Genomic DNA, 20,035 nt, shown 5'->3' with positions numbered 1-20,035 from the left:
ACACTGCGACTACGAGGAACAGCGTAGCAAGTGCAGCGCGAGGATGGGAGCCCGAGTTCACGTGACGCACCACGCGCCGCCACGCGCGCGCCCGCACGCGCGTGGAACAGGCGGCCGTCGTACTGTGTCGGCGTCCGCACGTCGAGCGTCCGCTCGCCCGTCCTCGGCTGGCCCGGCCGACACCCGACACCCGGAGCGCCTGTGAGCACCACACCCCTGACCACCCGGACACGTCGCGGCCAGGAGGCCGCGACCGGCAGCTACCAGACGCTGTCGGCCCAGATCAGGGAGGCGGGGCTGCTGGAGCGCACCCGCGGCTTCTACGTGACGCTGCTCGCGGTGCTCGGCGTGCTGCTCGTCGGGCTCGGGGTCGCGTTCGTGCTGCTGGGCGACTCGTGGTCCCAGCTGCTGGTCGCCGCGGGGCTCGGCGTGCTGCTGACCCAGTTCGCGTTCGTCGCGCACGAGGCCTCGCACCGGCAGGTGTTCCGCTCCGGTCCCGCGAACGACCGGCTCGGTCGCGTCCTGGCGAACGGCGTCGTCGGCGTCAGCCACACCTGGTGGGTGTCGAAGCACAACAAGCACCACGCCAACCCGAACAAGGTCGGCAAGGACCCGGACATCGACATGGAGGCCCTGGCGTTCCACCCGGACGCCGCCGCGACCCGCACCGGCTGGCGCGCCGCGTTCGCCCGGGTGCAGGGCTGGGCGTTCTTCCCGCTGCTGCTGCTCGAGGGCCTGAACCTGCACGTGACCTCGATCAGGTCGTCGATCGCCCGCACCGACGACCGCAACCCGCGCGAGCGCGTCACCGAGCTCGTGGTGCTGGCGCTGCGGCTCACCGCGAACGTCGCCGTGGTCGTGTGGTTCCTGCCCCTGGGGCTCGCGGCGGCGTTCCTCGGGGTGCAGCTCGCCGTGTTCGGCGTCTACATGGGCGCGTCGTTCGCCCCCAACCACAAGGGCATGCCCATCATCCCGGCCGACAGCAAGCTCGACTTCCTGTCCAAGCAGGTGCTGACCTCGCGGAACATCTCCGGCGGGACGCCCATGAGCATGCTGCTCGGCGGGCTCAGCTACCAGATCGAGCACCACCTGTTCCCGAGCATGCCGCGCCCGCACCTCGCGCGGGCCCGGGAGATCGTCCGGGAGCACTGCGCGACGCACGGGGTCCCGTACACGGAGACGACGCTGCTGGAGTCGTACCGGATCGTCGTGCGGTACCTCAACGAGGTCGGCCTCGCGGCACGGGACCCGTTCGACTGCCCGATGGTGAGCCGCTACCGCAGCTGAGGCGGCGCTCCGGGCGACCCGCTCAAGCGGTCGGCTCCGGCGCGACCGGCTCGACGAGCTCCGGGCCGTCGTTGGCGACGTTGCCGACGGCGCGGCCCACCTCGCGCGGGGTGAGGTGCGGCTCCGGGACGTTCACCAGCATCGCGCCGACCTCGTCCGCCGCCGTGATCGCCGGGTCGAGCCACTCGTCCCACAGCGGGCGGGGGAGCAGCACCGGGCAGCGGTCGTGGATGTGGCCGAGCGCGTCGGTCGCCGGGCGGGTGATGATCGTGACGGTCCACAGCCAGCGCGCGGGGTCGTCGTCGGCGCGGCTGTGGTCCCGCCAGAGCTCGTACAGCCCCGCGGCGGCCAGCGGCTCCGAGCCGTGCAGGAAGTACGGCGTCTTCGGGCCCCGCTCGTTGGCCTGCCACTCGTAGTACCCGTCCATCGGCACGAGGGCCCGCCGCTTGGCGGCCGCCTTCCGGAACGCCGGCTTGTCGAGCACCGTCTCGGAGCGGGCGTTGATCATCCGCGAGCCGATCGAGACGTCCTTGGCCCACGACGGGACCAGGCCCCACCGGGCGGTGCGGAGCTGGCGCTGCGGGCCGTCGTCCTCGACGCGCTCCAGCACCACCGGCACGTCCTGCGTCGGGGCGACGTTCCACGACGGTCCCCGGTGCTCGCCGAGGATCCGGTCGACGGCGAGGTCCCGCTCGATCTGGTCGGCGGCGCGGGTCTGGGCGTATCGGCCACACATGCGCCCCAGTCTGCGGGTCGGCCGCGGCCGTGACCAGGGCAGCGGCCGGCCGGGTCGCGCCCCCTGACCTGCGTCGTAGGCTGCCCCCGTGCGAGCGACCCTCATCCACGGCCCCCACGACGTCCGCCTCGAGGAGGTCCCGGACCCCACGATCCAGCGCCCGACCGACGCCGTCGTCCGGGTCGTCGCGTCGTGCGTCTGCGGCTCCGACCTGTGGCCCTACCGCGGCGTGCGGCCGACGCAGGAGCCCCGCCGCATCGGGCACGAGTTCGTCGGCGTCGTCGAGGAGGTCGGCTCCGACGTGCGCACCGTGCGACCGGGCCAGTTCGTCGTCGCGCCGTTCACCGTGCAGGACAACACGTGCCGGCACTGCCGCAACGGCGTGCACACCTCGTGCGAGCGGGGCAGCGGCTGGGGCGGGGACGACGCCGAGGGCGTCTTCACCGACGCGGGTCAGGGCGAGTACGTCCGCGTCCCGCTGGCCGACGGCACGCTCGTCGCCATGCCGGACACCCCGGACGAGGACCTGCTGCCGGGCGTCCTCACCCTGACCGACGTCATGGGGACCGGGCACCACGCGGCGCTGTCCGCCGGGGTGCGGCCCGGGTCGACGGTCGCGGTCGTCGGGGACGGCGCGGTCGGGCTGTGCGCCGTGATCGCCGCGCACCGGCTCGGCGCCGAGCGCGTCGTCGCCATGTCCCGGCACGCGTCCCGCCAGGCCCTCGCCCGCGAGTTCGGCGCGACCGACGTCGTCGCCGAGCGGGGCGACGAGGGCGCCGCCGCCGTGCGGGACCTGCTCGGCGGCATCGGCCCGGACCACGTGCTCGAGTGCGTCGGGACGAAGGAGTCGATGCAGCAGGCCCTCGACACGGCACGCCCCGGCGGCCGGGTCGGGTTCGTCGGCGTCCCCGCCGGCGGGCCGGAGCTGCCGGTGCGGCAGATGTTCGGCACCAACGTCGGCGTCGTGGGCGGCGTCGCGCCGGTACGGGCGTACATCGAGGAGCTCGCGCCCGAGGTGTGGTCCGGGGCGATCCGGCCGGGCCGGGTGTTCGACCTGGTGCTGCCGCTGAGCGAGGTCGCCGAGGCCTACGCCGCGATGGACGAGCGCCGGGCGATCAAGTCGATGCTCCTGCCGTGAGGCGGCGCGTCGGCGCGCGCGGGTAGGTTCGTCCGCGTGAGCCACCCGACGTCCGACCCGGTCGCGACCCTCGCCGACGTGGTGCGGCTGCTCGACCGCCGCTACCCGCCCCGCACCGCCGAGTCCTGGGACCGGGTCGGCCTGGTCACCGGCGACCCGGCGCAGCCCGTGCGGCGCGTCCTGCTCGCCGTCGACCCGGTGACCGCCGTCGCCGAGGAGGCCGTCGCCTGGGGCGCGGACCTCGTCGTGGTGCACCACCCGCTGCTGCTGCGCGGCGTGCACTCCGTGGCCGCGACCGACGCGAAGGGCGCGCTCCTGCACCGGCTCGTCCGGGCCGGGGTCGCCCTGTACACCGCGCACACCAACGCCGACGCGGCCGAGGGCGGCGTGGCCGAGGAGCTGGCCCGCCTGGTCGGCCTGCAGGACCTGCGCCCCCTGGTGCCCGCTCCGGCCGAGGCCCTCGACAAGCACGTGGTGTTCGTCCCGGCCGGCGACGCGGAGCGGCTCGTCGACGCGCTCGCCGCGGCCGGCGCCGGGGCGGTCGGCGAGTACAGCCGGTGCGCCTGGACCAGCACGGGCGAGGGCACGTTCACGCCGTCGGAGGCGGCGGATCCCGCGATCGGGCGTGCGGGCGAGGCCGCGCACGTGGTGGAGGCCCGCGTCGAGATGGTCGCGCCCCGGCGGCTGCGCGCCGCCGTCGTCGCCGCGATGCGGTCGGCGCACCCGTACGAGGAGCCCGCGTTCGACGTCCTCGAGCTCGCGCGCTGGGACGGCCCCACGGGGACCGGGCGCGTCGGGCACCTGGCGGGGCCCGCGACGCTCCACGCGTTCGCCGAGCGGGTCGCCGCCGCCCTGCCGCCGACCGTGCAGGGCATCCGGTACGCCGGGCCGCCGGACGCGACCGTCCGGACCGTCGCGGTCGTCGGTGGCGCCGGCGACTCCCTGTTCGACGCCGTCCGGTCCTCCGGCGCGGACGTCTACCTCACCGCCGACCTGCGGCACCACCCCGCCTCCGAGCTGCGCGAGCGCGCCGAGTTCGAGGCCCGCGGAGCCGCCGCCAGCCCGCCCTACCTGGTCGACGCGGCGCACTTCGCGTCCGAGTGGCCGTGGCTGGCCGGGGCGGAGCGGGACCTGCGCGCCGACCTCGCCGCGCACGGCACTACGGTGGAGACCCGCGTCAGCACCCTGCGCACCGATCCGTGGACCGGCCGCATCGCGGCGCCCTCCGACCCCGAAGGACACCACCCGTGACCAAGGCGACCCCGCAGGACCAGAAGCGGCTGCTCGACCTGCAGGCCCTCGACACCAAGCTGGACCAGCTCGCGCACAAGCGGACCTCGCTGCCGCAGCACGCGCGGATCGCCGAGCTCGACGGCCGGATCGCCGACCTGGACACCGCGATCGCCGCGTCCCGGACCGCCGTCGGGGACATCCGGCGCGAGGTCACCAAGGCCGAGGCGGACGTCCAGCAGGTCCGCGACCGCGCCGCCCGTGACCAGACGCGGCTCGACTCCGGCACCGGGTCCGCGAAGGACCTGCAGGCGCTCCAGAGCGAGCTCGCCTCGCTGGCGCGCCGCCAGGCCGACCTCGAGGACGTCGAGCTCGAGGCCATGGAGCGGCTGGAGGCGCACGAGGGGGCGCTCGGCGAGCTGACGACCGCGCACGCCGCGCTGCTGAACGACCGCGCCGCGATCATCGCCGAGCGGGACGCCGAGCTCGCGGTCATCGAGAAGCAGGCCGAGCAGGTGCGGGCCGAGCGCGAGGCGATGGCCGCGCCGCTCGAGGACCGGCTGATCCAGCTCTACGACCGGCTGCGCGGCCGGCTCGGCGGGGTCGCGATCGCGGCGCTCCGGCACGGGCGCTCCGAGGGCAGCGGCCTGCCCGTCCCGGCCACCGAGCTGGCGAAGATCAAGGCCACCCCCGAGGATGAGATCGTCTACTGCGAGGACTCCGGGCGGATTCTGGTCCGGGGAGAGGACGCCTACTGATGGTCGCCGACGGTCCGGGCCCGGACAGCACGTCAGCTCCGCTGGAGCCCGAGGCCGGGACGCCAGCACCCCCCGCGCGCAGGCCGCGGCCGTCCGGGGCGGGCGTCCGGTTCGACGACCAGCAGCCCGTGACCGTGATCCTCGTCCGCCACGGCGAGACCGAGATGACCGTCTCGCGCGGCTACTCCGGCTCCTCCGAGCCCGGCCCGTCGCTCAACCAGCGGGGTCGCGAGCAGGCCGCCGCCGCCGGGGAGCTCGTCCGCCGGGTCGGGCACGACCTGTGGGGCGACATCGACTACCCCACCGAGCTGATCGCGTCCCCGATGGTCCGCACGCGGGAGACCGCGGCGATCATCGGCGAGCGCCTCGGCCTGACGCCCCGCGTCGAGGAGGCGTTCAAGGAGGCCGACTTCGGTGCCTGGCAGGGCCTGACCGCCGAGGAGATCGAGCAGCGCTGGCCCGGCGAGCTCGAGCCCTGGCACACGCGCGCCGACGTCCGGCCCGAGGGCGGCGGCGAGTCGATCGCCGACGTGGGGGAGCGGATCGGTGCCGCCCTCGACGGGCTGCTCGCCGCGGGCACCGGCCGCACCGTCGTGGTCGTCTCGCACGCCGTGTCGATCCGCGCGGCGCTCGGCCGCACGATGGGCGCCCAGCCCGGCTCGTGGAGCCAGCTGCGCGTCGCACCGGCGTCGGTGAGCATCATCCGGCTGTTCGAGGACAAGCGCGACGAGGTCGCCGTCGCCGGGGCGCCGAGCGAGGGCTGGACCGGGCGGGGCTGAGTCGCCTCAGTCGGCGGCGAACACCGCGTCCAGGTCCAGGCCCCGCTCGCCCACCAGCAGCGGCAGGTACGCGCGCCACATGTCCTGCAGGCGTTCCGGCAGGCGGTCGAGGGTGTCCAGGTCCCGGACGAGCTGCTGGTTGCCCGACCACGTGCACACGATCTGGTACGCCACCGGCTCGACGTCGAGCCCGGGTGCGAGCTCACCCGCCTCGGCCGCGGCGCCGAGCAGCTCGGCCGTCACGGCGACCCAGCCGGCATGCGGCGTCGGCAGCACCTCGGCCCGGAGCGCCCGCTCACGCACCAGGCGGACGGCGGCGCGGACGTGGACGTCGTCGACGTAGGCCTCCGCCGCGCGTCCGGTCAGCCACACGAGCGCGTGCAGGCGCGGCCCCGGCCGGGTCCGGGCCGCGTCGACGAGCGACGTCCAGCGCACCTGCGACTCGCGCAGGACAGCGCGCCCGAGGTCGTCCTTGGCGGGGAAGTGGAAGAAGATCGCGCCGACCGTGAGGTCGAGCGCCCGGGCGACGTCCCGGATGGACGTGCCGAGGTAGCCGCGGTCGTCGATCATCGCGGCCGCGGTCTGCACGATCGCGGCGCGGGTGCGCGCGCGTTGCGCCTCACGCTGCGTCATGGGTCGCCCGTCTGAATTGTCCTGGTAGCGACGCCGAGCATAGGGCGGACGTGCCTCGTTCCCGCGACGACACCCTTGTGGCGCTCACCGGACGGGCGTATGGTCGGTGGACGGTCGCACATCCGTTCGACCGCGTGTCCAAGCAGGGGAGAGAACCATGACGACGACGACGAAGAGCAGGACGCTCCGGGCGGTCGTGGCCGGGGCGCTGGCGGTCGGGCTCGGCGTGCTCGCGGCCGGTCCGGCAGCAGCGGCCGGCTCGTACACGCTGTACGCGGGCACCGACTACGCCAAGGCCACCACCAGCACGTGGAGCGGCACGCAGGGGCGGTCGTACGCGAAGCACGGCGCCCTGTCGGCCCAGTCGGCGTGGACGACCACGAGCTCGTCGGCCAAGGCGGACGCCGGTAACAGCAGCACCTCGATCGCCCGGGCCGAGTTCCGGTAGACCGCACGCGTCGCCGGGGTGCCGCAGCGCACCCCGGCGACGGCCGTTCCCGCCTCCGCCCCGCCCGCACCCCCCCGGAGCCCGCATGCGTACCCGTCCTCGCCCGTTCCGCGCTGCTCGTCATCTTGCCGTCGCGTCGCTGCTCGTCCTCGTGGCGGCCTGCTCGCCTGCCGCGGAACCGGATCCGCCCGCGGACACCGGTGGCGAGCGCCTCGCGACCAGCCTGACGGCGCTGTTCGAGCAGGAGCTGGAGGACGCCGAGCTGTCGGAGTTCGAGCGGGACGTCTTCGAGCGCGCCGTGGCCACCGGGGAGATCAGCGACGCGGACTACGAGGAGGCGTTCGCCCGGTTCGACCGGTGCGTGCGCGACCTCGGGTACGAGCAGGTCGCGGAGAAGGCCAGCAACGGGATCTACCGGATCACGCCGCCCGACCTCGCCGACGAGGCGGCGGTCGAGGAGTACCTGGAGCGCACGGGCGACTGCGCCGAGCACACGACGATGCGGATCGAGGCCCTGTACGCGCAGCAGCAGGTCAACCCGGACCTGCTCGCCGACCCGGCCGCCGTCGCCGCCGGCTGCCTCGTAGATCTCGGTGCGGTCCCGGCCGACTACGACGCCGAGGCGTTCGAGCGCGACTTCGACGGTGACCTCGACGCGGCGTCGTTCGACGCGCAGGACCCGGAGGTGCAGGCCTGCCTGCACGGAGCCGGCTATGCGGTCGCGGCCGGCTGACGAGCAGCCCGGCGACGGGGACGCGGGCCGGGTACGAGGGGACCGCACGCGCCGGTACGTCCGCCACGCTCCCGCCCTCGCGCTCGTCGGGCTGCTCCTCGCGACCGCGGGCGTCGGTGCCGGGTACGCGCTCTCTCCCCAGGAACCGCCCGCGCACCTGCGTGAGCCCGCGAGCGTCCGCCGAGTTCCCGTCACCGTCCAGTCGTTCGCGGACGAGCGGTCCGTACCCGTGTCGCTCGAGGTGACCGAGGAGCAGGACCTCCGAACCTCTGCTGCGGGCACCGTCACGGCGTCGGGGGGCGGCGCGGGGACGCCGCTGATGTCCGGCACGGTCGCCCTGCGCGTCGACGACCAGCCTGTGATCGCCCTGCGCACGACGGTGCCCCTGTACCGCGACCTCCGCGTCGGGGACCAGGGGAACGACGTGGCGGCGGTGCAGGAGGAGCTCGCTCGCCTCGGCTTCGACGTCCGCGCCCCGGCCGCACGCGAGTCGACCGCCGGGCCGTCGACCGCGCGGTTCGGCGCGACCACAGCGGCGGCCGTCCGGGAGCTGCAGCGGCGGTCCGGCATCGCGCGGCCCTCCGGGGAGCTGCTGCAGGCCGGTGTGCTCTGGATCCCTGAGGACGGCATCACCCCCGCGACCTGGGACGCCGTGCCCGGGGCCGCGGTGCCGGAGGGCGGCGTCGTCGGCAGCGTCGCCGGTCGGCTGCGTGCGGTCCGCGTGACCCAGTCGCCCGCGGACCTGGCCCCGGGCCCGCGCACGCTCGAGCTCTTCGGGCACCGCGCGCCTCTGGACGCCGAGGGAGCCGTGACCGAGCCGGGCTTCCTCTCCGCGGTCGCGGCGACCGAGGAGTATGCCGCCACCAGGGCGTCGGACAGCCCCACCTCCGCCACCGCGGAGCTCGCGCTCAGCGAGCCCGTCAGCGCGCTGCGCGTGCCGGCGAGCGCCGTGCTGGGGCTGGACGGTACCGCCGCGTGCGTGCGGTCGGACGGTCAGGTGCTGCCCGTGACCCTCGTCGGCTCGGCGCTCGGTGCCAGTCTCGTCGTCCCGGCGGACGGCACGCCGGCTCCCGAGAGCGTGGACGTCGGTCCGGACGCCCTCGGCGCCGGGTGCGCATGAGCCCCGGCGCGCGTGAGGTCGCGGTCGTCGGAACCGGGCTCGGCCACCGGTTCCGAGGCACCGACTGGTTGTTCCGCGGGCTGGAGCTCGCGCTCCGCCCGGGCGAGCTGACCGGGGTGGTGGGGCCGTCCGGCTGCGGGAAGTCGACCCTGCTGGGCATCCTCGCGGGGTGGGAGCGGCCCACCGAGGGCGTCCTCACCCTGCGGGGGGTCGCTCGTACCGGGTGGGTGTTCCAGAACCCGCACGGTGTCGCACGGCGCACCGCGCTCGACCACGTGGTGCTTCCCCTGCTCGCGCGCGGTGCCACCCGGCGAGCGGCAGGACACCGGGCGCGCGAGGTCATGGACGCGTTCCGCCTCGCGGACCTCGCCGACCGGCCGTTCGCAGCGCTGTCGGGCGGTGAGGCGCAGCGGCTCATGCTCGCGCGGGCGGTGTGCGCCGCGCCCGACCTGCTGCTCGTGGACGAGCCGACCGCGCAGCTCGACGTCCGTACCGCGGCCACCGTGAACGAGACGCTCGCCGGTGTCGCCGCGAGCGGTGCCGTCGTGGTCATCGCGACGCACGACCCTGGCACGCGCGACGCCTGCGACCACGTCATCGACATGCGCGCGCAGTCGGACTCCGAGGAGTCCGGCCGGTGAGACTGCGCTCGATCCTCGGTGAGGCCGCTCGGGACGTCGGCTCCGGCACCGCCCGGGCGGCCACGCTCGCGTTGCTGCTCGCCCTCGGGTGCGGGCTGCTCGCGGGGATCGACGCCCTGGCGGTCGTCCAGCTCGAGGCGCGGGCAGAGACCTACCGCGGTTCTGCTGCGGACACGCTGGCGCTGAGCGCCCCCGGGCGGATCGACGCCCGCGCCTGTGACGGGCTCGAGGGGGTCGGCGGCATCGAGGCGGCGGGGGCGTTGCGCGCCGCGGACCCGGTCCGCGCACGGGCACTGCCGGGGCGCGACCTCGCGGCGTTCACGGTCTCGCCGGCGCTCGCCGGGCTGGTCGGTGCGCACGGCGCGGAGACGGGCGGGGTCTGGGTGTCGGAGGAGCTGGCGCGGATGCTCGACATCCGTCCGGGAGAGGAGCTGCTGTCGGTCGACGGCCCCGTGCGCGTCGCCGCGACCTTCCCCTGGCCGGACGACGGCCGGGACGTCCGGCTCCGGCTGGCCGTGCTGATGCCCGACGCGGGCGCGGCTCCGTACGACGAGTGCTGGGCCCGTGCGTGGCCGCCGACCGCCGCGGACCAGGACTGGCTGCGCACCGCGGCCAGCGTCGACCCCGCGGCCGCCGAACCCGCGACGGTGGCGCAGGTGAACAAGGTCCACGGCGCGACGTTCGAGGGTGCCGCTCTGTTCGCCGAGCGTCCCACCCGGCGGGCGGTGGACGCCTGCGCCCTGGTCGGGCTGCTGATGGGCGTGGCCGCCGTGCGGCGTCGGCGCCTCGAGCACGCCGCTGCGCTGCACGTGGGGCAGTCCCGCTCGGCCCTGATCGCCGTCGCGCTCGTCGAGGCAGCGGTCTGGGCGGTGACCGGGGCCGGTGTCTGCCTGGTCGCGCTGCTCGTGGTGGTCGGCCGCGCGGGGGTGCAGGACCTCGACGCGGTGCTGACGCTCGCCGCGCGCGGCCCGACGCTCGGCGCAGCCGGGGCACTCGTCGGGACAGCCCTCGGGGCGCTCGCCGTGCGTGAGCGCCACCTGTTCCGCTACTTCAAGAACCGCTGACAGGGCCGCGTCAGGCAACGACCAGAGACAGGGTCGCGCCGCGGCCCGTCGGTGCGTCGAGCTCGACGGCGAGCAGCTCCGTCCCGACGAGCTCGGCCGCGACGCGTGCCAGCTCCTGCGCTGTGCGCGGCTCCTTGCCGCGGCGTGACAGCAGGTGCCGGGTGAGCACGCCGCGGGTGTGCTTGGCGTGGTGCGACACGACCGACCGGGCGCCGTCGAGCTCCCGCAGCACCCGGACCTGCACCCACGTCCCGTGCGCGGCGCGGGGCGGTCGCCACGCGGCCAGGTAGGTCGCGGACCGGCAGTCCACGATCAGGTCGCCGGCGAGCGCGCGGGGATCCAGCTCCGCGGCGAGGGCGTCGCGCCACGCCGTCGCGAGCGGGCCGAGGCCGGGCAGGTCGACGCCCATCGACAGGCGGTACGCCGGGATGCGGTCCTCCGGCGCGACCAGACCCCACAGCCCGGACACGACGCGCACCGACTCCGCGGCCCTCCGCCGACCGGCCGGGGTCAGCCGGTCGAGCCCGGCCGCGGCGTACAGCACGCCCGAGTACACGCGGCGGGCCTCGGCTGCCGGGGCGGCGCGGAGGTCGACGTTGCGGGCGACCTCCTCGGCGATGCCCGCCCCGACCCCCAGCACCTCCACCGCGTCCGGCCGGGCGCTCGCCGCGACCAGCGCGTCGAGCACCTTCTCGCGCATCGGCGTCAGGTCCGGCGCGGACAGCGCGGCGAGGTCCAGGGCCGCGCCGCGTGACGGCGCGGTCTTGCCCTCGGAGGGCGGCAGCAGGATGAGCACGGCGTGCATCGTAGGCGTCGCGGCGGTGCGGCCCCGAACCCCGGGGGCCCGCACACGGTGCTCCGTCCGGCTGACCAGCGGCCCGACCGGCGCGCCGCGGGCGACCCGGGACCGGGAGCCGGTGCACCATCGGGGCGTGACGGCGAGGTGGACGGACGAGGCGACACGCCTGTGGGTGCGGTGGACCGGGCGGCGCGTGGACCTGCGCCGCGAGGAGTGGTTGCAGGGACCCGTCGGAGAGACCGGCCCGATCGCGGGGACGTGGCTCGACGCGGAGGCGCGACGACTCGGCGCCGAGCGGGTCCGGGACGCCGACGCCCAGGACCGGGGGCTGCTGGGGTCGATGGCCGAGCTCGACGCCCCCGGGTTCACGGCGGCGTCCCTGACCGGTCCCGTCCGGCGGTTCTACGAGCAGACGAGCCGGTGGCGGCTCGACGCGTGGATCGGGTGGTCACCGTGGGCCTGGCCGTTCGGGTGGGCCGTCACCGCGGTCTTCGCCCGGCGGCTGGAGCAGCTCGCCCTCCCGCTGCGGTCGCTCGACCTCGCGCGGGGCATGACGAGCACGGTCACGCCGTTCGTGCGGGAGGGCCGGCAGGTCGGTGCGGTGTGGCTGCGGCGGCTCCGGGCCACAGGACACGTGGTGTTCAGCGGCGTGTACGGCGTCGTGCGGCTGCCCGGGTCCGGGTCGCCGGTCGTCCGGGTGGCGTTCCCGCTGCCCGGCGGCCGGCTCGTCGTGCTGCTGCGCCCCACCGCGACGGCAGACGGCGGGCTCGTGCTCACCTCCGGCCCGGGCGGCTGGGGTGACCCGGGCGCCTACCTCGTCGTCGAGCGCGCGCGGGGCACGTGGGCGCGCCGGGTCCCCGTCCACGAGGAGTTCCACGTCCGCGTCGACGAGGAGGACGTCCTGCGCACCGACCACCGCCTTGACCTGGGGCGGTTGCCCGTGCTGCGGCTGCACTACCGCCTGACGGAGTCCGGCGGCCCGGTCGAGACGGGCGCGGGCGGGCGGTAGGCTCACGGGTGCGGATGAGCTGGCCAGGCGGCCGCGTCGAGCCCTCGGGCTCGCCGAGGAACGTCCGGGCTCCGTAGGGCAGGGTGGTGGGTAACACCCACCCGGGGTGACCCGCGGGACAGTGCCACAGAAAGCAGACCGCCCTCACCGGCCTCCGGGCCGGCGAGGGTAAGGGTGAAACGGTGGTGTAAGAGACCACCAGCGTGCCGGGCGACCGGTGCGGCTCGGTAAACCCCACCCGGAGCAAGGCCAGACAGGGAGCGTTCGAGGGCTGCCCGCCCGAGCTCCCGGGTAGGCCGCTGGAGGCGTGCGGCAACGTACGTCGTAGATGGATGGCCGCCACCCGCGCGGGGGCAACCGCGCGCGGGGACAGAACCCGGCGTACCGGCCAGCTCATCCGCACCTGAGCCGGAACGGACGCCGCACCCCCGGTGTACCGGGCGTTCGCTGCGACCCTGCGCGTCATCATGGACGCCTGGGCGGCGTCGGCGCCGCCGTCCAGCACTGCTGCCGCCGCCGGGTGGTGACCATGGATCTCGTGAGCATCTGCGAGGGGCACTCGCTCGCGGCTGCTCCCGCGGCGTCGTTCCTGCGGGCGGTCGACGCGGGCTGCCCGGTCGCGATCGCCTCCTCGTTCCGGGACCGCGTCGAGCAGCAGCGCCTGCGCGCGCTCTACCTCGCGGGCAAGTTCGACGCGTACGTCGCGCCCGTCGAGAAGTCCGAGCACGTCGTCGGCAACGCGCTCGACCTGAAGGACCCCGCCATCGAGTGGATGCGCGCGCACCCCGAGTACGGCTGGACGTACACCGACCCGACGGAGCGGTGGCACGCCGCCTACCGCCTCGTCCTGGACCACAGCGCCGCCGCGCCCCGGCCGCCCGCCCCGATCGAGGAGGATGACATGATCGCCATCGCGCGGCTGAAGGACCAGTACCGGGACGGTCGGGTCTGGGTGGGCAACGGCATCCAGCGGACCCACGTCACCAACCCCGCGGCGCTCGCCGACCTGCAGTCGCAGATCCGCAACGGGTTCTTCCGCGCCAAGACGGCCGAGGTCCAGGTGGTCGACAGCCTCGAGTGGCTCGGCAAAGTCGTCTGAGCCGCGACCCCCGGTGGGATGCTCGCGTGAGCCGGCGAACCCGTGCGCACCAGGGGAGGTCGCGTGATGTCCGACACCGTCGCGTCAGGAGGGGCGGCCGTCGCCGCTGCGTCGAACGGCCGGCCGCGGCACGTGCTGCTCGTCTCGGAGGCGGGGACGTCGGTGGTGGCGGCCGCAGCCGGCCCGCGCGGTCGTGAGGCACCCGGTGACCGGCCGGGAGCGGCGTCACCGGCGCGGCGTGCGGACGCGCCGTCGATCCCGCCGCGTGTCCGCACGGTGGCGTACTTCACGCTGCTGATCACGTCGTGGACGGTGCTCCTGGTCAGCGGGCTCGCGCCGATCTGGCTGGAGACGACGGACCTGCAGCGGATCCTCGCGACCTGCGGAGTCGTGTCGTCGCTGCTCGGGGCGATCGCCGGCGGCCTGGGTGTCGCCTACCGCCCGACGGCCGACCCGGACAGGCGCCGCTAGCCGCGCCGACGCCCCTGCGGTCAGTCGTCGCGGGTGCGGCGGCGCACGTCCGACGCCGGCACCCACACCGCGCCGGTCATCACCCGCAGGTCCATGATCCGCACCCGGACGAGGGTCGCCGTCCACTCCACGGCGACGGTGTCCACCCGCTCCGTGCCGGAGGCCCAGCGCAGGGTCACGGTGACGGGGACCGGGTGGTCGACGTCGTGGTGCACGCCCGGCGGGACGGCGTGCGCATTCAGCAGCGGGACGGCGGCGCGCAACCGGGACATGCCACCCGGGACGGTCTGCGCGAGGTTCACGGCGGCAGTGTGCGACGCCGGCTCGCGACACGCTCAGCGGGACCGGGGGTGAAGTCGGCCACGGCGGAGGACGGTACAGCGATGCGTGTACTGTCGCCGTCATGGAGACGGTCACGCTCACGCACACCGCGGCGCTCGCGCGGCTCGGGCACGCGCTGTCCGACGGCACCCGCTCTCGCATCCTGCTGGCCCTGCGCGAGGCCCCCGCGTGCCCGTCCGACCTCGCCGACGCGTTGGGCGTCTCGCGGCAGGTGATGTCGAACCAGCTCGCCTGCCTGCGCGGGTGCGGGCTCGTCGACGCGGTGCCCGAGGGGCGCCGCACCTGGTACCGGCTCGCCGACCCGCACCTGGGCCCGGCGCTGGGGGACCTGCTGACGCTCGTGCTGGCGGTCGACCCCGCCTGCTGCGGCCCGGACTGCGCCTGCTGATGGGCACCCGTCCGGAGGCCGCGCGCCGCACGGTGCTGCAGCGGCGCATCCGCCTGGTCGTGGCCGCGACCATCGCCTACAACGTCGTCGAGGCGGTCGTGGCGCTCGTCGCCGGGCGGATCAGCTCGTCGGGCGCGCTGATCGCGTTCGGGCTCGACTCGGTGGTGGAGGTGCTGTCCGCGGCGGCCGTCGCGTGGCAGTTCGCCGGCCGCGACCCGGAGGCCCGGGAGCGGGCAGCCGTGCGGGTGATCGCGGTGTCGTTCCTGGGGCTGGCGACGTTCGTGACGGTCGACGCGGTGCGGACGCTGGCAGACCGGACGGTGCCCGAGGCGTCGACGGTCGGCATCGTGCTGGCCGCCGTGAGCCTGGTGGTCATGCCCGTGCTGTCCTGGGTCGAGCGGCGCACCGGCCGGGAGCTGGGCTCCGCGTCGGCCGTCGCGGACTCGCGGCAGACGCTGCTGTGCGCGTGGCTCTCCGGCGTGCTCCTCCTCGGGCTCGTGCTGAACGGGGCCCTCGGCTGGTGGTGGGCCGACCCGGTCGCCGCGCTCGCCATCGCCGGGTTCGCGGTGCGCGAGGGACTGGAGGCGTGGCGCGGCGACACGTGCGCGGCCCCGCTGTCCGAGCTGGTGGGTGACGCGGAGCCGCACGACCGGTGACCGCAGGCCGCTCCCGCCCGGCCGCTCTCGCCCGCGCCCGCCCGGTGCGCCAGGATGGCCGCATGTCGACCGAACGCGCCCGGGCATGACGACGACCGCGCGAACGGTGCGCGTGGTCCCGATGTCCGCCGGGCACGCGAGCGACGTCCTGGCGGTGTACGCCGCGGGCATCGCCACGGGGCACGCGACGTTCGAGAGCGAGGCGCCCACCTGGGAGCGGTTCGACACCGGACACCTGCGCGCGCACCGGCTCGTCGCGCTGGACGACGACGGCACGCTGCTCGGCTGGGCCGCGGTGTCGCCCGTCTCGGCGCGCGCGGTGTACGCGGGGGTCGTCGAGGCGTCGCTGTACGTGTCCTCCGGCGCTCGCGGTCGCGGCGTCGGCCGGGTCCTCATGGACGCGCTGCTGGCCTCCGCGGTCCGCGGCGGCATCTGGACCGTCCAGTCGGTGGTGTTCCCCGAGAACGGTCCGAGCCTCGCCCTGCACGCCGCCGCGGGGTTCCGGGTCGTCGGGACCCGGGAACGGCTCGCCCGCATGACGCACGGGCCGCTCGCCGGCCGCTGGCGCGACGTGGTGCTGCTCGAGAAGCGGCTGGAGCCCGACGCGCCCGCCTGAGGCGCGCCCTGCTGCCTGATCGGCCCACTAGCCTGATCGGCCTATCCGCGAGGGACGAACGTCCTGAGTGACGCCGCGGAGCACCGACGACGCTGGTCGGGGCCGGAGCAGACGGCCCGGGGGACGCACAGGGGGCAGGTGGATGACGCGCCGACGGCTTCCTCGGATCGCCGCGCTGAGCGGCGCGGAGGCGGCACGCGCCCGCTTCGTGGTGGTGCACTCGCCCGTCGCCGCCGGGCCCGGGGCCGTCACCTGGACGCTCACGCTGCTCGGGGTCCACGGCGCGCCGCTGGCGGAGAGCCGCACGACGGCCCCGGACTTCCCGCTCCCGCTCGCGGACATCGCGCAGGTGCACCTGGACGTCGTCGGCCTGGCGCAGTCGGGGGAGTGGAAGGCGGTCCCGACCGCCCACGGCGAGCCGCAGTTCCAGGCCCCGGTGCGGGCCCTCCCACCGCCGGACTAGCGCTCCCCGTCGGCGTCGTCCGGCAGGTCCTCCAGCGACCCCCGCTGGCGCGGGAGCTGCCGGCGGGCGACCTCCGGCGGGTCGGCGTGCTCCAGCCCGGCGTGCTCCAGCCCGGCGCGCTCCGGCCGGGCGGGGGGCACCGCCTGGTCCTCCGTCGGGTCCTCGCACATCGATGAGCTCCTTCGCACCTCGGGTCCCGCCACGCTACGACGGTCCGGTGCGTTCGCGCAGGTCCGCGTGCACCCGATCGGGGGACCCGGGCGCTGCGCGGTCCCGGCCGGGACAGCACGACGCCCTGCCCCGGAGTGCCCGGGGCAGGGCGTGCGCGGTGGTCGGACGTCAGTGCTTGAACGCGTCCTTGATCTTCTCGCCGGCGTCCTTGAGGTCGGCCTTCGACTGGTCGCCGCGGCCCTCGGCCTCGAGGCGCTCGTCGTCCGTCGCGCGGCCGGCGCCCTCCTTGGCCTTGCCGGACAGCTTCTCGGTCGCGTTCTCGATCTTGTCGTCGAGTCCCATGCGTCCTCCTTCTCGAACGGGTCGCTCCCGACGCTATGCCCGCGGGTGCGGCGCCGCATCCGCAGCGCAGGTCACGCGGTCGCGCCGTCCTGCTCCGCCGCCAGGAAGGCCGCCAGCTGCGACGGCGTGCTGCGCAGCAGGCAGAACTCGTTGCCCTCGGGGTCGGCCAGGACGTGCCACGTGACCTCCGGGCCCTGGCCGACGTCGACCGGCACCGCGCCGAGCTCGCGCAGCCTCGACAGCTCGGTCGCCTGGTCCGACCCGTCCGGCGGCCGCAGGTCGAGGTGCAGGCGGTTCTTGACCTGCTTGCGCTCCGGCACCTCGACGAACAGCAACGACAGGCCCGACCCGTCCGGCGGTTCGACGGCCAGCTCGTCGTCGTCCTCGACCACCGGCCAGCCCAGGACCTGCGACCACCACTGCGCGAGCGCGCGGGGGTCCTGGGCGTCGACGCACAGCTGGCTCATCACGAGTCCCATGCCCCGACGCTAGGGCCGGCGGACCCCCACCGCCAGCGAGATCAGGCCGGCTTGACCCCCGCGACGGGCTCGCCCTGCCGGGCCGCCAGCGCGGCGGCGCCGACGATGCCCGCGGCGTTGCGCAGCTGCGCGGGGACGATCGGGGCGCGCAGGTGCAGCAGCGGCAGGAACTTCTCGTGGTGCTTGCTGACGCCACCGCCCACGACGATGAGGTCCGGCCAGAACAGGTCCTCGATGACGCCGAAGTATCGCTGCAGCCGGGCGGACCACTGCTCGAAGTCCAGGTCCTCGCGCTCGCGGGCCGAGTCCGCGGCGCGCGTCTCGGCGTCGTGCCCGTCGATCTCCAGGTGCCCGAGCTCGAGGTTCGGGACGAGGACGCCGTCGACGACGATCGCCGTCCCGATGCCGGTGCCGAGCGTGCAGATGAACGTGACCCCGGACGTCGACCGCGCCGCGCCGTACAGCGTCTCCGCGTACCCGGCCGCGTCGGCGTCGTTCACCGCGAGGACGCGGCGCCCGACGGCGTCACCGATGACGTGCTCGATGTTGGTGCCGATCCACGACACGTCGACGTTCGCGGCGGACCGCGCGACGCCGTGCTGCACGACGGCGGGGAACGTGACTCCGATCGGGGTGTCGTCCGGCAGGTCGAACGACCGGACCAGCTCGGCCACGGTCGCCGCCACCGCCGCGGGGGTCGCGGGCTGCGGGGTCGGGATGCGGACGCGGTCGGCGGCGAACTCGCCGGTGGCCAGGTCGACCGGCGCGCCCTTGATGCCGGATCCGCCGATGTCGATGCCGAACGCGCGGGGGGCGTCGGTGGAGGTGTGGTGGCTCATGGCAGGGTCAGGATCTCCGCTCCGGTGTCGGTGACGAGCAAGGTGTGCTCGAACTGGGCGCTGCGGCGCAGGTCGGCGGTGACAACCGTCCACCCGTCGTCCCAGGTCGTCCAGTCGGCGGTGCCGAGGTTGAGCATCGGCTCGATGGTGAACACCATGCCGGGCTCGATCACCCGGTCGTACTGGGGGGCGGCGTCGTAGTGCGGGACGACCAGGCCGGAGTGGAACGCCTCACCGACGCCGTGCCCGGTGTAGTCCCGCACGACGCCGTAGCCGAACCGCGCGGCGTACTTCTCGATGACCCGGCCGATGACGTTGATCTCCCGGCCCGGGGCGACGACCTTGATCGCCCGGTGCAGCGCCTCACGCGTCCGCTCGACGAGCAGCCGGGACTCCTCGTCGACGTCGCCGACGAGGAACGTCGCGTTGTTGTCGCCGTGCACCCCGCCGATGAACGCCGTGATGTCGACGTTCACGATGTCGCCGTCCTCCAGGACGGTCGAGTCGGGGATGCCGTGGCAGACCACCTCGTTGACGGAGGTGCAGACGGACTTGGGGAAGCCCCGGTAGCCCAGCGTCGAGGGGTAGGCGCGGTGGTCGAGCAGGAACTCGTGCCCGGCACGAGCGCCGGCCTCGGCGCGTGGACGGACGTCATACCTGGCAGTCTACGAACCAGGAGCCCCGCGCGATGACCCGCGGGGCGGAGCACCGCACCGGGAGGGCGTCGTGGCCGAGGAGTTCTTCTACAACACCCGGACCGGCCAGGTCGAGCAGGGCAAGCAGTCGTCGTGGACGCACCTGATGGGGCCCTACCCGACGCGGGAGGCGGCGCAGCACGCTCTGGATCGGGCCCGCGCCCGCAGCGAGGCGTGGGACGAGGAGGACCGCCAGGACCGCTGAGGGGTCAGCCGGCCGCCGGCTCCCCGCGCAGCCGGCGCGCGACCTCCGCCACGGCCTCGGCGTCCCCGACGATCTCGAAGTGCATCTCGTCCGCCCGGCCGCCGAAGTCCCCGCCCCACGCGACCACCGGCGCCACCTCGGCCAGGATCGCCCGTACGGCCGCGACCTGGTCGTCGGTGAACGTGCCGGTGGCGCCCAGCGGGTGCTCGGTGGCGTTCAGGTCGATCGAGGTGCCGGACGCGTGGTTGGACAGCTCGGCGCCGCCGGCGACCTCCGCGCTGCCGTCGGCACCCTCGCCGTCGGTGCCGTCGGTGCCGTCAGCGCCGTCAGCGCCGTCGCTGCCGCCCTCGCCGCGGACCGAGCGGTAGGCCCACCCCCACGAGCTGTCGACGTCGACGGGCTCCACCTCTGCGTCGAAGCGTGCGGCGACGTGGTCGAGCACCGTGCGCACGTCACCGGCGAGGAGCCGCCCCGTCACCCACGGGGAGACCTCGAGCCGCGGGTCCGTGCCCTCCGTGATGGCGGGCCAGCAGTTCTGCGTGGTCGTCGCGTCCGGGACGCAGGTGACGGCGGGGGGCGGCAAGACCGGGTCGGCCGCGGGCGCCGGCCCGCCGAGCAGGCGGACGACCAGGACCACGAGGGCGACGACCACGCCGAGCAGCACGGCCGCAGCCGTCCCGAGGACGACGAGACCCCGCCGCGTCAGGCGCAGGGGTGTGGTCCTCGCGGGAGGGCGGCGGGCCGGGCGCGGGGCCCCGGGGTCAGCCGGTCCGGCGCGCCGGGCGGACGCGGACGCCGGGCCGTCGCCGGGGTGCGCCGCCCGCGGCTGGTCGGCGGCGGGGAGTCGGCGCATGGGGTCGAGGGTAGGGGAGCAGGGGCGCCGGACGGCGCGAT

General features: G+C 75.4%; 27 protein-coding genes, 1 other RNA gene and 1 pseudogene. 19 read left to right on the top strand and 10 right to left on the bottom strand.

What is annotated here, in order from left to right:
• Nucleotides 1–201 precede the first annotated feature (201 nt).
• Nucleotides 202–1,287: a fatty acid desaturase family protein gene (locus tag KJP73_RS11550; RefSeq protein WP_213283009.1), complete on the top strand. Its 1,086-nt coding sequence runs from the start codon at nucleotides 202–204 to the stop codon at nucleotides 1,285–1,287.
• Nucleotides 1,288–1,309: 22 nt separating this feature from the next.
• On the opposite strand, the gene KJP73_RS11545 is transcribed toward KJP73_RS11550, so the two are convergent.
• A complete protein-coding gene (locus KJP73_RS11545; protein WP_213283008.1) occupies nucleotides 1,310–2,023 on the bottom strand; it encodes an SOS response-associated peptidase in 714 nt (237 codons plus the stop codon).
• A gap of 88 nt (nucleotides 2,024–2,111) precedes the next feature.
• On the opposite strand from KJP73_RS11545, the gene KJP73_RS11540 reads away from it, so the two are divergent.
• The 4 genes from KJP73_RS11540 to KJP73_RS11525 are packed head-to-tail and all read left to right on the top strand — an operon-like array spanning nucleotide 2,112 to nucleotide 5,928.
• On the top strand, nucleotides 2,112–3,161 hold the full coding sequence (locus KJP73_RS11540; protein WP_213283007.1) for a zinc-dependent alcohol dehydrogenase family protein: 1,050 nt from the start codon (nucleotides 2,112–2,114) through the stop codon (nucleotides 3,159–3,161).
• 36 nt (nucleotides 3,162–3,197) lie between these two features.
• Nucleotides 3,198–4,412, top strand: a complete 1,215-nt coding sequence (locus tag KJP73_RS11535) for a Nif3-like dinuclear metal center hexameric protein (protein ID WP_213283006.1) — start codon at nucleotides 3,198–3,200, stop codon at nucleotides 4,410–4,412.
• Complete coding sequence (locus tag KJP73_RS11530) at nucleotides 4,409–5,149, top strand: zinc ribbon domain-containing protein (protein ID WP_213283005.1); 741 nt, start codon at nucleotides 4,409–4,411, stop codon at nucleotides 5,147–5,149. The genes KJP73_RS11535 and KJP73_RS11530 overlap by 4 nt, the downstream gene beginning before the upstream one ends.
• Complete coding sequence (locus KJP73_RS11525) at nucleotides 5,149–5,928, top strand: histidine phosphatase family protein (RefSeq protein ID WP_213283004.1); 780 nt, start codon at nucleotides 5,149–5,151, stop codon at nucleotides 5,926–5,928. The genes KJP73_RS11530 and KJP73_RS11525 overlap by 1 nt, the downstream gene beginning before the upstream one ends.
• Nucleotides 5,929–5,934: 6 nt before the next feature.
• Here the strand turns inward: KJP73_RS11525 and KJP73_RS11520 are convergent, their stop codons facing one another.
• Nucleotides 5,935–6,561 carry a ScbR family autoregulator-binding transcription factor gene (locus tag KJP73_RS11520; protein ID WP_213283003.1) on the bottom strand — a complete coding sequence of 209 codons (627 nt, stop codon included), beginning with the start codon at nucleotides 6,559–6,561 and terminating at the stop codon, nucleotides 5,935–5,937.
• Nucleotides 6,562–6,718: 157 nt separating this feature from the next.
• Here KJP73_RS11520 and KJP73_RS11515 point away from each other — a divergent pair, with 157 nt between their 5' ends.
• The 5 genes from KJP73_RS11515 to KJP73_RS11495 all read left to right on the top strand — a co-directional run bounded on the left by KJP73_RS11515 (nucleotide 6,719) and on the right by KJP73_RS11495 (nucleotide 10,567).
• The gene (locus KJP73_RS11515) at nucleotides 6,719–7,009 is read left to right on the top strand and encodes a hypothetical protein (protein WP_213283002.1); all 291 of its coding nucleotides are present in this window, start codon (nucleotides 6,719–6,721) and stop codon (nucleotides 7,007–7,009) included.
• Between the two features lie 85 nt (nucleotides 7,010–7,094).
• Nucleotides 7,095–7,742: a hypothetical protein gene (locus KJP73_RS11510; RefSeq protein ID WP_213283001.1), complete on the top strand. Its 648-nt coding sequence runs from the start codon at nucleotides 7,095–7,097 to the stop codon at nucleotides 7,740–7,742.
• Complete coding sequence (locus KJP73_RS11505) at nucleotides 7,723–8,862, top strand: peptidoglycan-binding domain-containing protein (protein ID WP_213283000.1); 1,140 nt, start codon at nucleotides 7,723–7,725, stop codon at nucleotides 8,860–8,862. The genes KJP73_RS11510 and KJP73_RS11505 overlap by 20 nt, the downstream gene beginning before the upstream one ends.
• Nucleotides 8,859–9,503, top strand: coding sequence for an ABC transporter ATP-binding protein (locus KJP73_RS11500; RefSeq protein ID WP_213282999.1), 645 nt, complete (start codon nucleotides 8,859–8,861; stop codon nucleotides 9,501–9,503). Before KJP73_RS11505 ends, KJP73_RS11500 begins: the two co-directional genes overlap by 4 nt.
• Nucleotides 9,500–10,567, top strand: a complete 1,068-nt coding sequence (locus KJP73_RS11495; RefSeq protein WP_213282998.1) for a hypothetical protein — start codon at nucleotides 9,500–9,502, stop codon at nucleotides 10,565–10,567. Before KJP73_RS11500 ends, KJP73_RS11495 begins: the two co-directional genes overlap by 4 nt.
• Before the next feature lie 10 nt (nucleotides 10,568–10,577).
• On the opposite strand, the gene KJP73_RS11490 is transcribed toward KJP73_RS11495, so the two are convergent.
• On the bottom strand, nucleotides 10,578–11,363 hold the full coding sequence (locus KJP73_RS11490) for a YaaA family protein (protein WP_213282997.1): 786 nt from the start codon (nucleotides 11,361–11,363) through the stop codon (nucleotides 10,578–10,580).
• A gap of 136 nt (nucleotides 11,364–11,499) precedes the next feature.
• On the opposite strand from KJP73_RS11490, the gene KJP73_RS11485 reads away from it, so the two are divergent.
• The 4 genes from KJP73_RS11485 to KJP73_RS11470 all read left to right on the top strand — a co-directional run bounded on the left by KJP73_RS11485 (nucleotide 11,500) and on the right by KJP73_RS11470 (nucleotide 13,945).
• Complete coding sequence (locus KJP73_RS11485) at nucleotides 11,500–12,375, top strand: hypothetical protein (RefSeq protein ID WP_249669323.1); 876 nt, start codon at nucleotides 11,500–11,502, stop codon at nucleotides 12,373–12,375.
• Nucleotides 12,376–12,390: 15 nt separating this feature from the next.
• An RNA gene (gene rnpB / locus KJP73_RS11480) (RNase P RNA component class A) lies at nucleotides 12,391–12,775 on the top strand.
• Between the two features lie 129 nt (nucleotides 12,776–12,904).
• Nucleotides 12,905–13,474: a hypothetical protein gene (locus tag KJP73_RS11475; RefSeq protein WP_213282996.1), complete on the top strand. Its 570-nt coding sequence runs from the start codon at nucleotides 12,905–12,907 to the stop codon at nucleotides 13,472–13,474.
• Between the two features lie 66 nt (nucleotides 13,475–13,540).
• The gene (locus tag KJP73_RS11470; protein WP_213282995.1) at nucleotides 13,541–13,945 is read left to right on the top strand and encodes a hypothetical protein; all 405 of its coding nucleotides are present in this window, start codon (nucleotides 13,541–13,543) and stop codon (nucleotides 13,943–13,945) included.
• A 20-nt stretch (nucleotides 13,946–13,965) separates the two neighbouring features.
• On the opposite strand, the gene KJP73_RS11465 is transcribed toward KJP73_RS11470, so the two are convergent.
• The gene (locus tag KJP73_RS11465) at nucleotides 13,966–14,247 is read right to left on the bottom strand and encodes a hypothetical protein (protein ID WP_213282994.1); all 282 of its coding nucleotides are present in this window, start codon (nucleotides 14,245–14,247) and stop codon (nucleotides 13,966–13,968) included.
• Between the two features lie 101 nt (nucleotides 14,248–14,348).
• Between KJP73_RS11465 and KJP73_RS11460 the strand changes: the two genes are divergently transcribed.
• From KJP73_RS11460 to KJP73_RS11445, 4 genes are all read left to right on the top strand, one after another.
• The gene (locus KJP73_RS11460) at nucleotides 14,349–14,675 is read left to right on the top strand and encodes an ArsR/SmtB family transcription factor (RefSeq protein ID WP_213282993.1); all 327 of its coding nucleotides are present in this window, start codon (nucleotides 14,349–14,351) and stop codon (nucleotides 14,673–14,675) included.
• Nucleotides 14,675–15,331 (top strand): cation transporter, encoded by a 657-nt coding sequence (locus tag KJP73_RS11455; protein WP_213282992.1) that lies wholly within the window; start codon nucleotides 14,675–14,677, stop codon nucleotides 15,329–15,331. Before KJP73_RS11460 ends, KJP73_RS11455 begins: the two co-directional genes overlap by 1 nt.
• Before the next feature lie 85 nt (nucleotides 15,332–15,416).
• Nucleotides 15,417–15,947 (top strand): GNAT family N-acetyltransferase, encoded by a 531-nt coding sequence (locus tag KJP73_RS11450; protein WP_213282991.1) that lies wholly within the window; start codon nucleotides 15,417–15,419, stop codon nucleotides 15,945–15,947.
• A gap of 142 nt (nucleotides 15,948–16,089) precedes the next feature.
• Nucleotides 16,090–16,410, top strand: coding sequence for a hypothetical protein (locus tag KJP73_RS11445; protein ID WP_213282990.1), 321 nt, complete (start codon nucleotides 16,090–16,092; stop codon nucleotides 16,408–16,410).
• Here KJP73_RS11445 and KJP73_RS11440 read toward each other — a convergent pair.
• The 5 genes and pseudogenes from KJP73_RS11440 to map all read right to left on the bottom strand — a co-directional run.
• Nucleotides 16,407–16,580: a hypothetical protein gene (locus KJP73_RS11440; protein ID WP_213282989.1), complete on the bottom strand. Its 174-nt coding sequence runs from the start codon at nucleotides 16,578–16,580 to the stop codon at nucleotides 16,407–16,409. The two genes, KJP73_RS11445 and KJP73_RS11440, sit on opposite strands and share 4 nt — an antisense overlap.
• A 169-nt stretch (nucleotides 16,581–16,749) precedes the next feature.
• Nucleotides 16,750–16,923, bottom strand: a complete 174-nt coding sequence (locus KJP73_RS11435) for a CsbD family protein (protein WP_213282988.1) — start codon at nucleotides 16,921–16,923, stop codon at nucleotides 16,750–16,752.
• Between the two features lie 71 nt (nucleotides 16,924–16,994).
• Nucleotides 16,995–17,402 carry a VOC family protein gene (locus KJP73_RS11430; RefSeq protein ID WP_213282987.1) on the bottom strand — a complete coding sequence of 136 codons (408 nt, stop codon included), beginning with the start codon at nucleotides 17,400–17,402 and terminating at the stop codon, nucleotides 16,995–16,997.
• Nucleotides 17,403–17,443: 41 nt separating this feature from the next.
• Nucleotides 17,444–18,241, bottom strand: a complete 798-nt coding sequence (gene ppgK, locus KJP73_RS11425; protein ID WP_213282986.1) for a polyphosphate--glucose phosphotransferase — start codon at nucleotides 18,239–18,241, stop codon at nucleotides 17,444–17,446.
• A pseudogene (map, locus tag KJP73_RS11420) lies at nucleotides 18,238–18,864 on the bottom strand (type I methionyl aminopeptidase); the annotation flags it as partial. The pseudogene map and the gene ppgK, both read right to left, overlap by 4 nt.
• Before the next feature lie 103 nt (nucleotides 18,865–18,967).
• On the opposite strand from map, the gene KJP73_RS11415 reads away from it, so the two are divergent.
• A complete protein-coding gene (locus tag KJP73_RS11415) occupies nucleotides 18,968–19,141 on the top strand; it encodes an SPOR domain-containing protein (protein WP_213282985.1) in 174 nt (57 codons plus the stop codon).
• Between the two features lie 4 nt (nucleotides 19,142–19,145).
• On the opposite strand, the gene KJP73_RS11410 is transcribed toward KJP73_RS11415, so the two are convergent.
• Nucleotides 19,146–19,994 carry a M15 family metallopeptidase gene (locus KJP73_RS11410; RefSeq protein ID WP_249669322.1) on the bottom strand — a complete coding sequence of 283 codons (849 nt, stop codon included), beginning with the start codon at nucleotides 19,992–19,994 and terminating at the stop codon, nucleotides 19,146–19,148.
• Nucleotides 19,995–20,035 lie beyond the last annotated feature (41 nt).

Origin of the sequence: Cellulomonas hominis (assembly GCF_901521055.1) — a bacterium.
Lineage (GTDB): Bacteria > Actinomycetota > Actinomycetes > Actinomycetales > Cellulomonadaceae > Cellulomonas > Cellulomonas endometrii.
This window is presented reverse-complemented; position numbering and strand designations above follow the sequence as displayed.

Excerpts from the sequence above, each read along its gene's own strand:
- KJP73_RS11510 (WP_213283001.1), top strand. The coding sequence starts at position 7,095 with ATGCGTACCCGTCCTCGCCCGTTCCGCGCTGCTCGTCATCTTGCCGTC.
- KJP73_RS11520 (WP_213283003.1), bottom strand. The coding sequence starts at position 6,561 with ATGACGCAGCGTGAGGCGCAACGCGCGCGCACCCGCGCCGCGATCGTG.
- KJP73_RS11525 (WP_213283004.1), top strand. The coding sequence starts at position 5,149 with ATGGTCGCCGACGGTCCGGGCCCGGACAGCACGTCAGCTCCGCTGGAG.
- KJP73_RS11460 (WP_213282993.1), top strand. The coding sequence starts at position 14,349 with ATGGAGACGGTCACGCTCACGCACACCGCGGCGCTCGCGCGGCTCGGG.
- KJP73_RS11440 (WP_213282989.1), bottom strand. The coding sequence starts at position 16,580 with ATGTGCGAGGACCCGACGGAGGACCAGGCGGTGCCCCCCGCCCGGCCG.
- KJP73_RS11475 (WP_213282996.1), top strand. The coding sequence starts at position 12,905 with ATGGATCTCGTGAGCATCTGCGAGGGGCACTCGCTCGCGGCTGCTCCC.
- KJP73_RS11410 (WP_249669322.1), bottom strand. The coding sequence starts at position 19,994 with ATGCGCCGACTCCCCGCCGCCGACCAGCCGCGGGCGGCGCACCCCGGC.
- ppgK (WP_213282986.1), bottom strand. The coding sequence starts at position 18,241 with ATGAGCCACCACACCTCCACCGACGCCCCCCGCGCGTTCGGCATCGAC.
- KJP73_RS11435 (WP_213282988.1), bottom strand. The coding sequence starts at position 16,923 with ATGGGACTCGACGACAAGATCGAGAACGCGACCGAGAAGCTGTCCGGC.
- KJP73_RS11450 (WP_213282991.1), top strand. The coding sequence starts at position 15,417 with ATGACGACGACCGCGCGAACGGTGCGCGTGGTCCCGATGTCCGCCGGG.
- KJP73_RS11445 (WP_213282990.1), top strand. The coding sequence starts at position 16,090 with ATGACGCGCCGACGGCTTCCTCGGATCGCCGCGCTGAGCGGCGCGGAG.
- KJP73_RS11470 (WP_213282995.1), top strand. The coding sequence starts at position 13,541 with ATGTCCGACACCGTCGCGTCAGGAGGGGCGGCCGTCGCCGCTGCGTCG.
- KJP73_RS11455 (WP_213282992.1), top strand. The coding sequence starts at position 14,675 with ATGGGCACCCGTCCGGAGGCCGCGCGCCGCACGGTGCTGCAGCGGCGC.
- KJP73_RS11515 (WP_213283002.1), top strand. The coding sequence starts at position 6,719 with ATGACGACGACGACGAAGAGCAGGACGCTCCGGGCGGTCGTGGCCGGG.
- KJP73_RS11505 (WP_213283000.1), top strand. The coding sequence starts at position 7,723 with ATGCGGTCGCGGCCGGCTGACGAGCAGCCCGGCGACGGGGACGCGGGC.
- KJP73_RS11430 (WP_213282987.1), bottom strand. The coding sequence starts at position 17,402 with ATGGGACTCGTGATGAGCCAGCTGTGCGTCGACGCCCAGGACCCCCGC.
- KJP73_RS11545 (WP_213283008.1), bottom strand. The coding sequence starts at position 2,023 with ATGTGTGGCCGATACGCCCAGACCCGCGCCGCCGACCAGATCGAGCGG.
- KJP73_RS11500 (WP_213282999.1), top strand. The coding sequence starts at position 8,859 with ATGAGCCCCGGCGCGCGTGAGGTCGCGGTCGTCGGAACCGGGCTCGGC.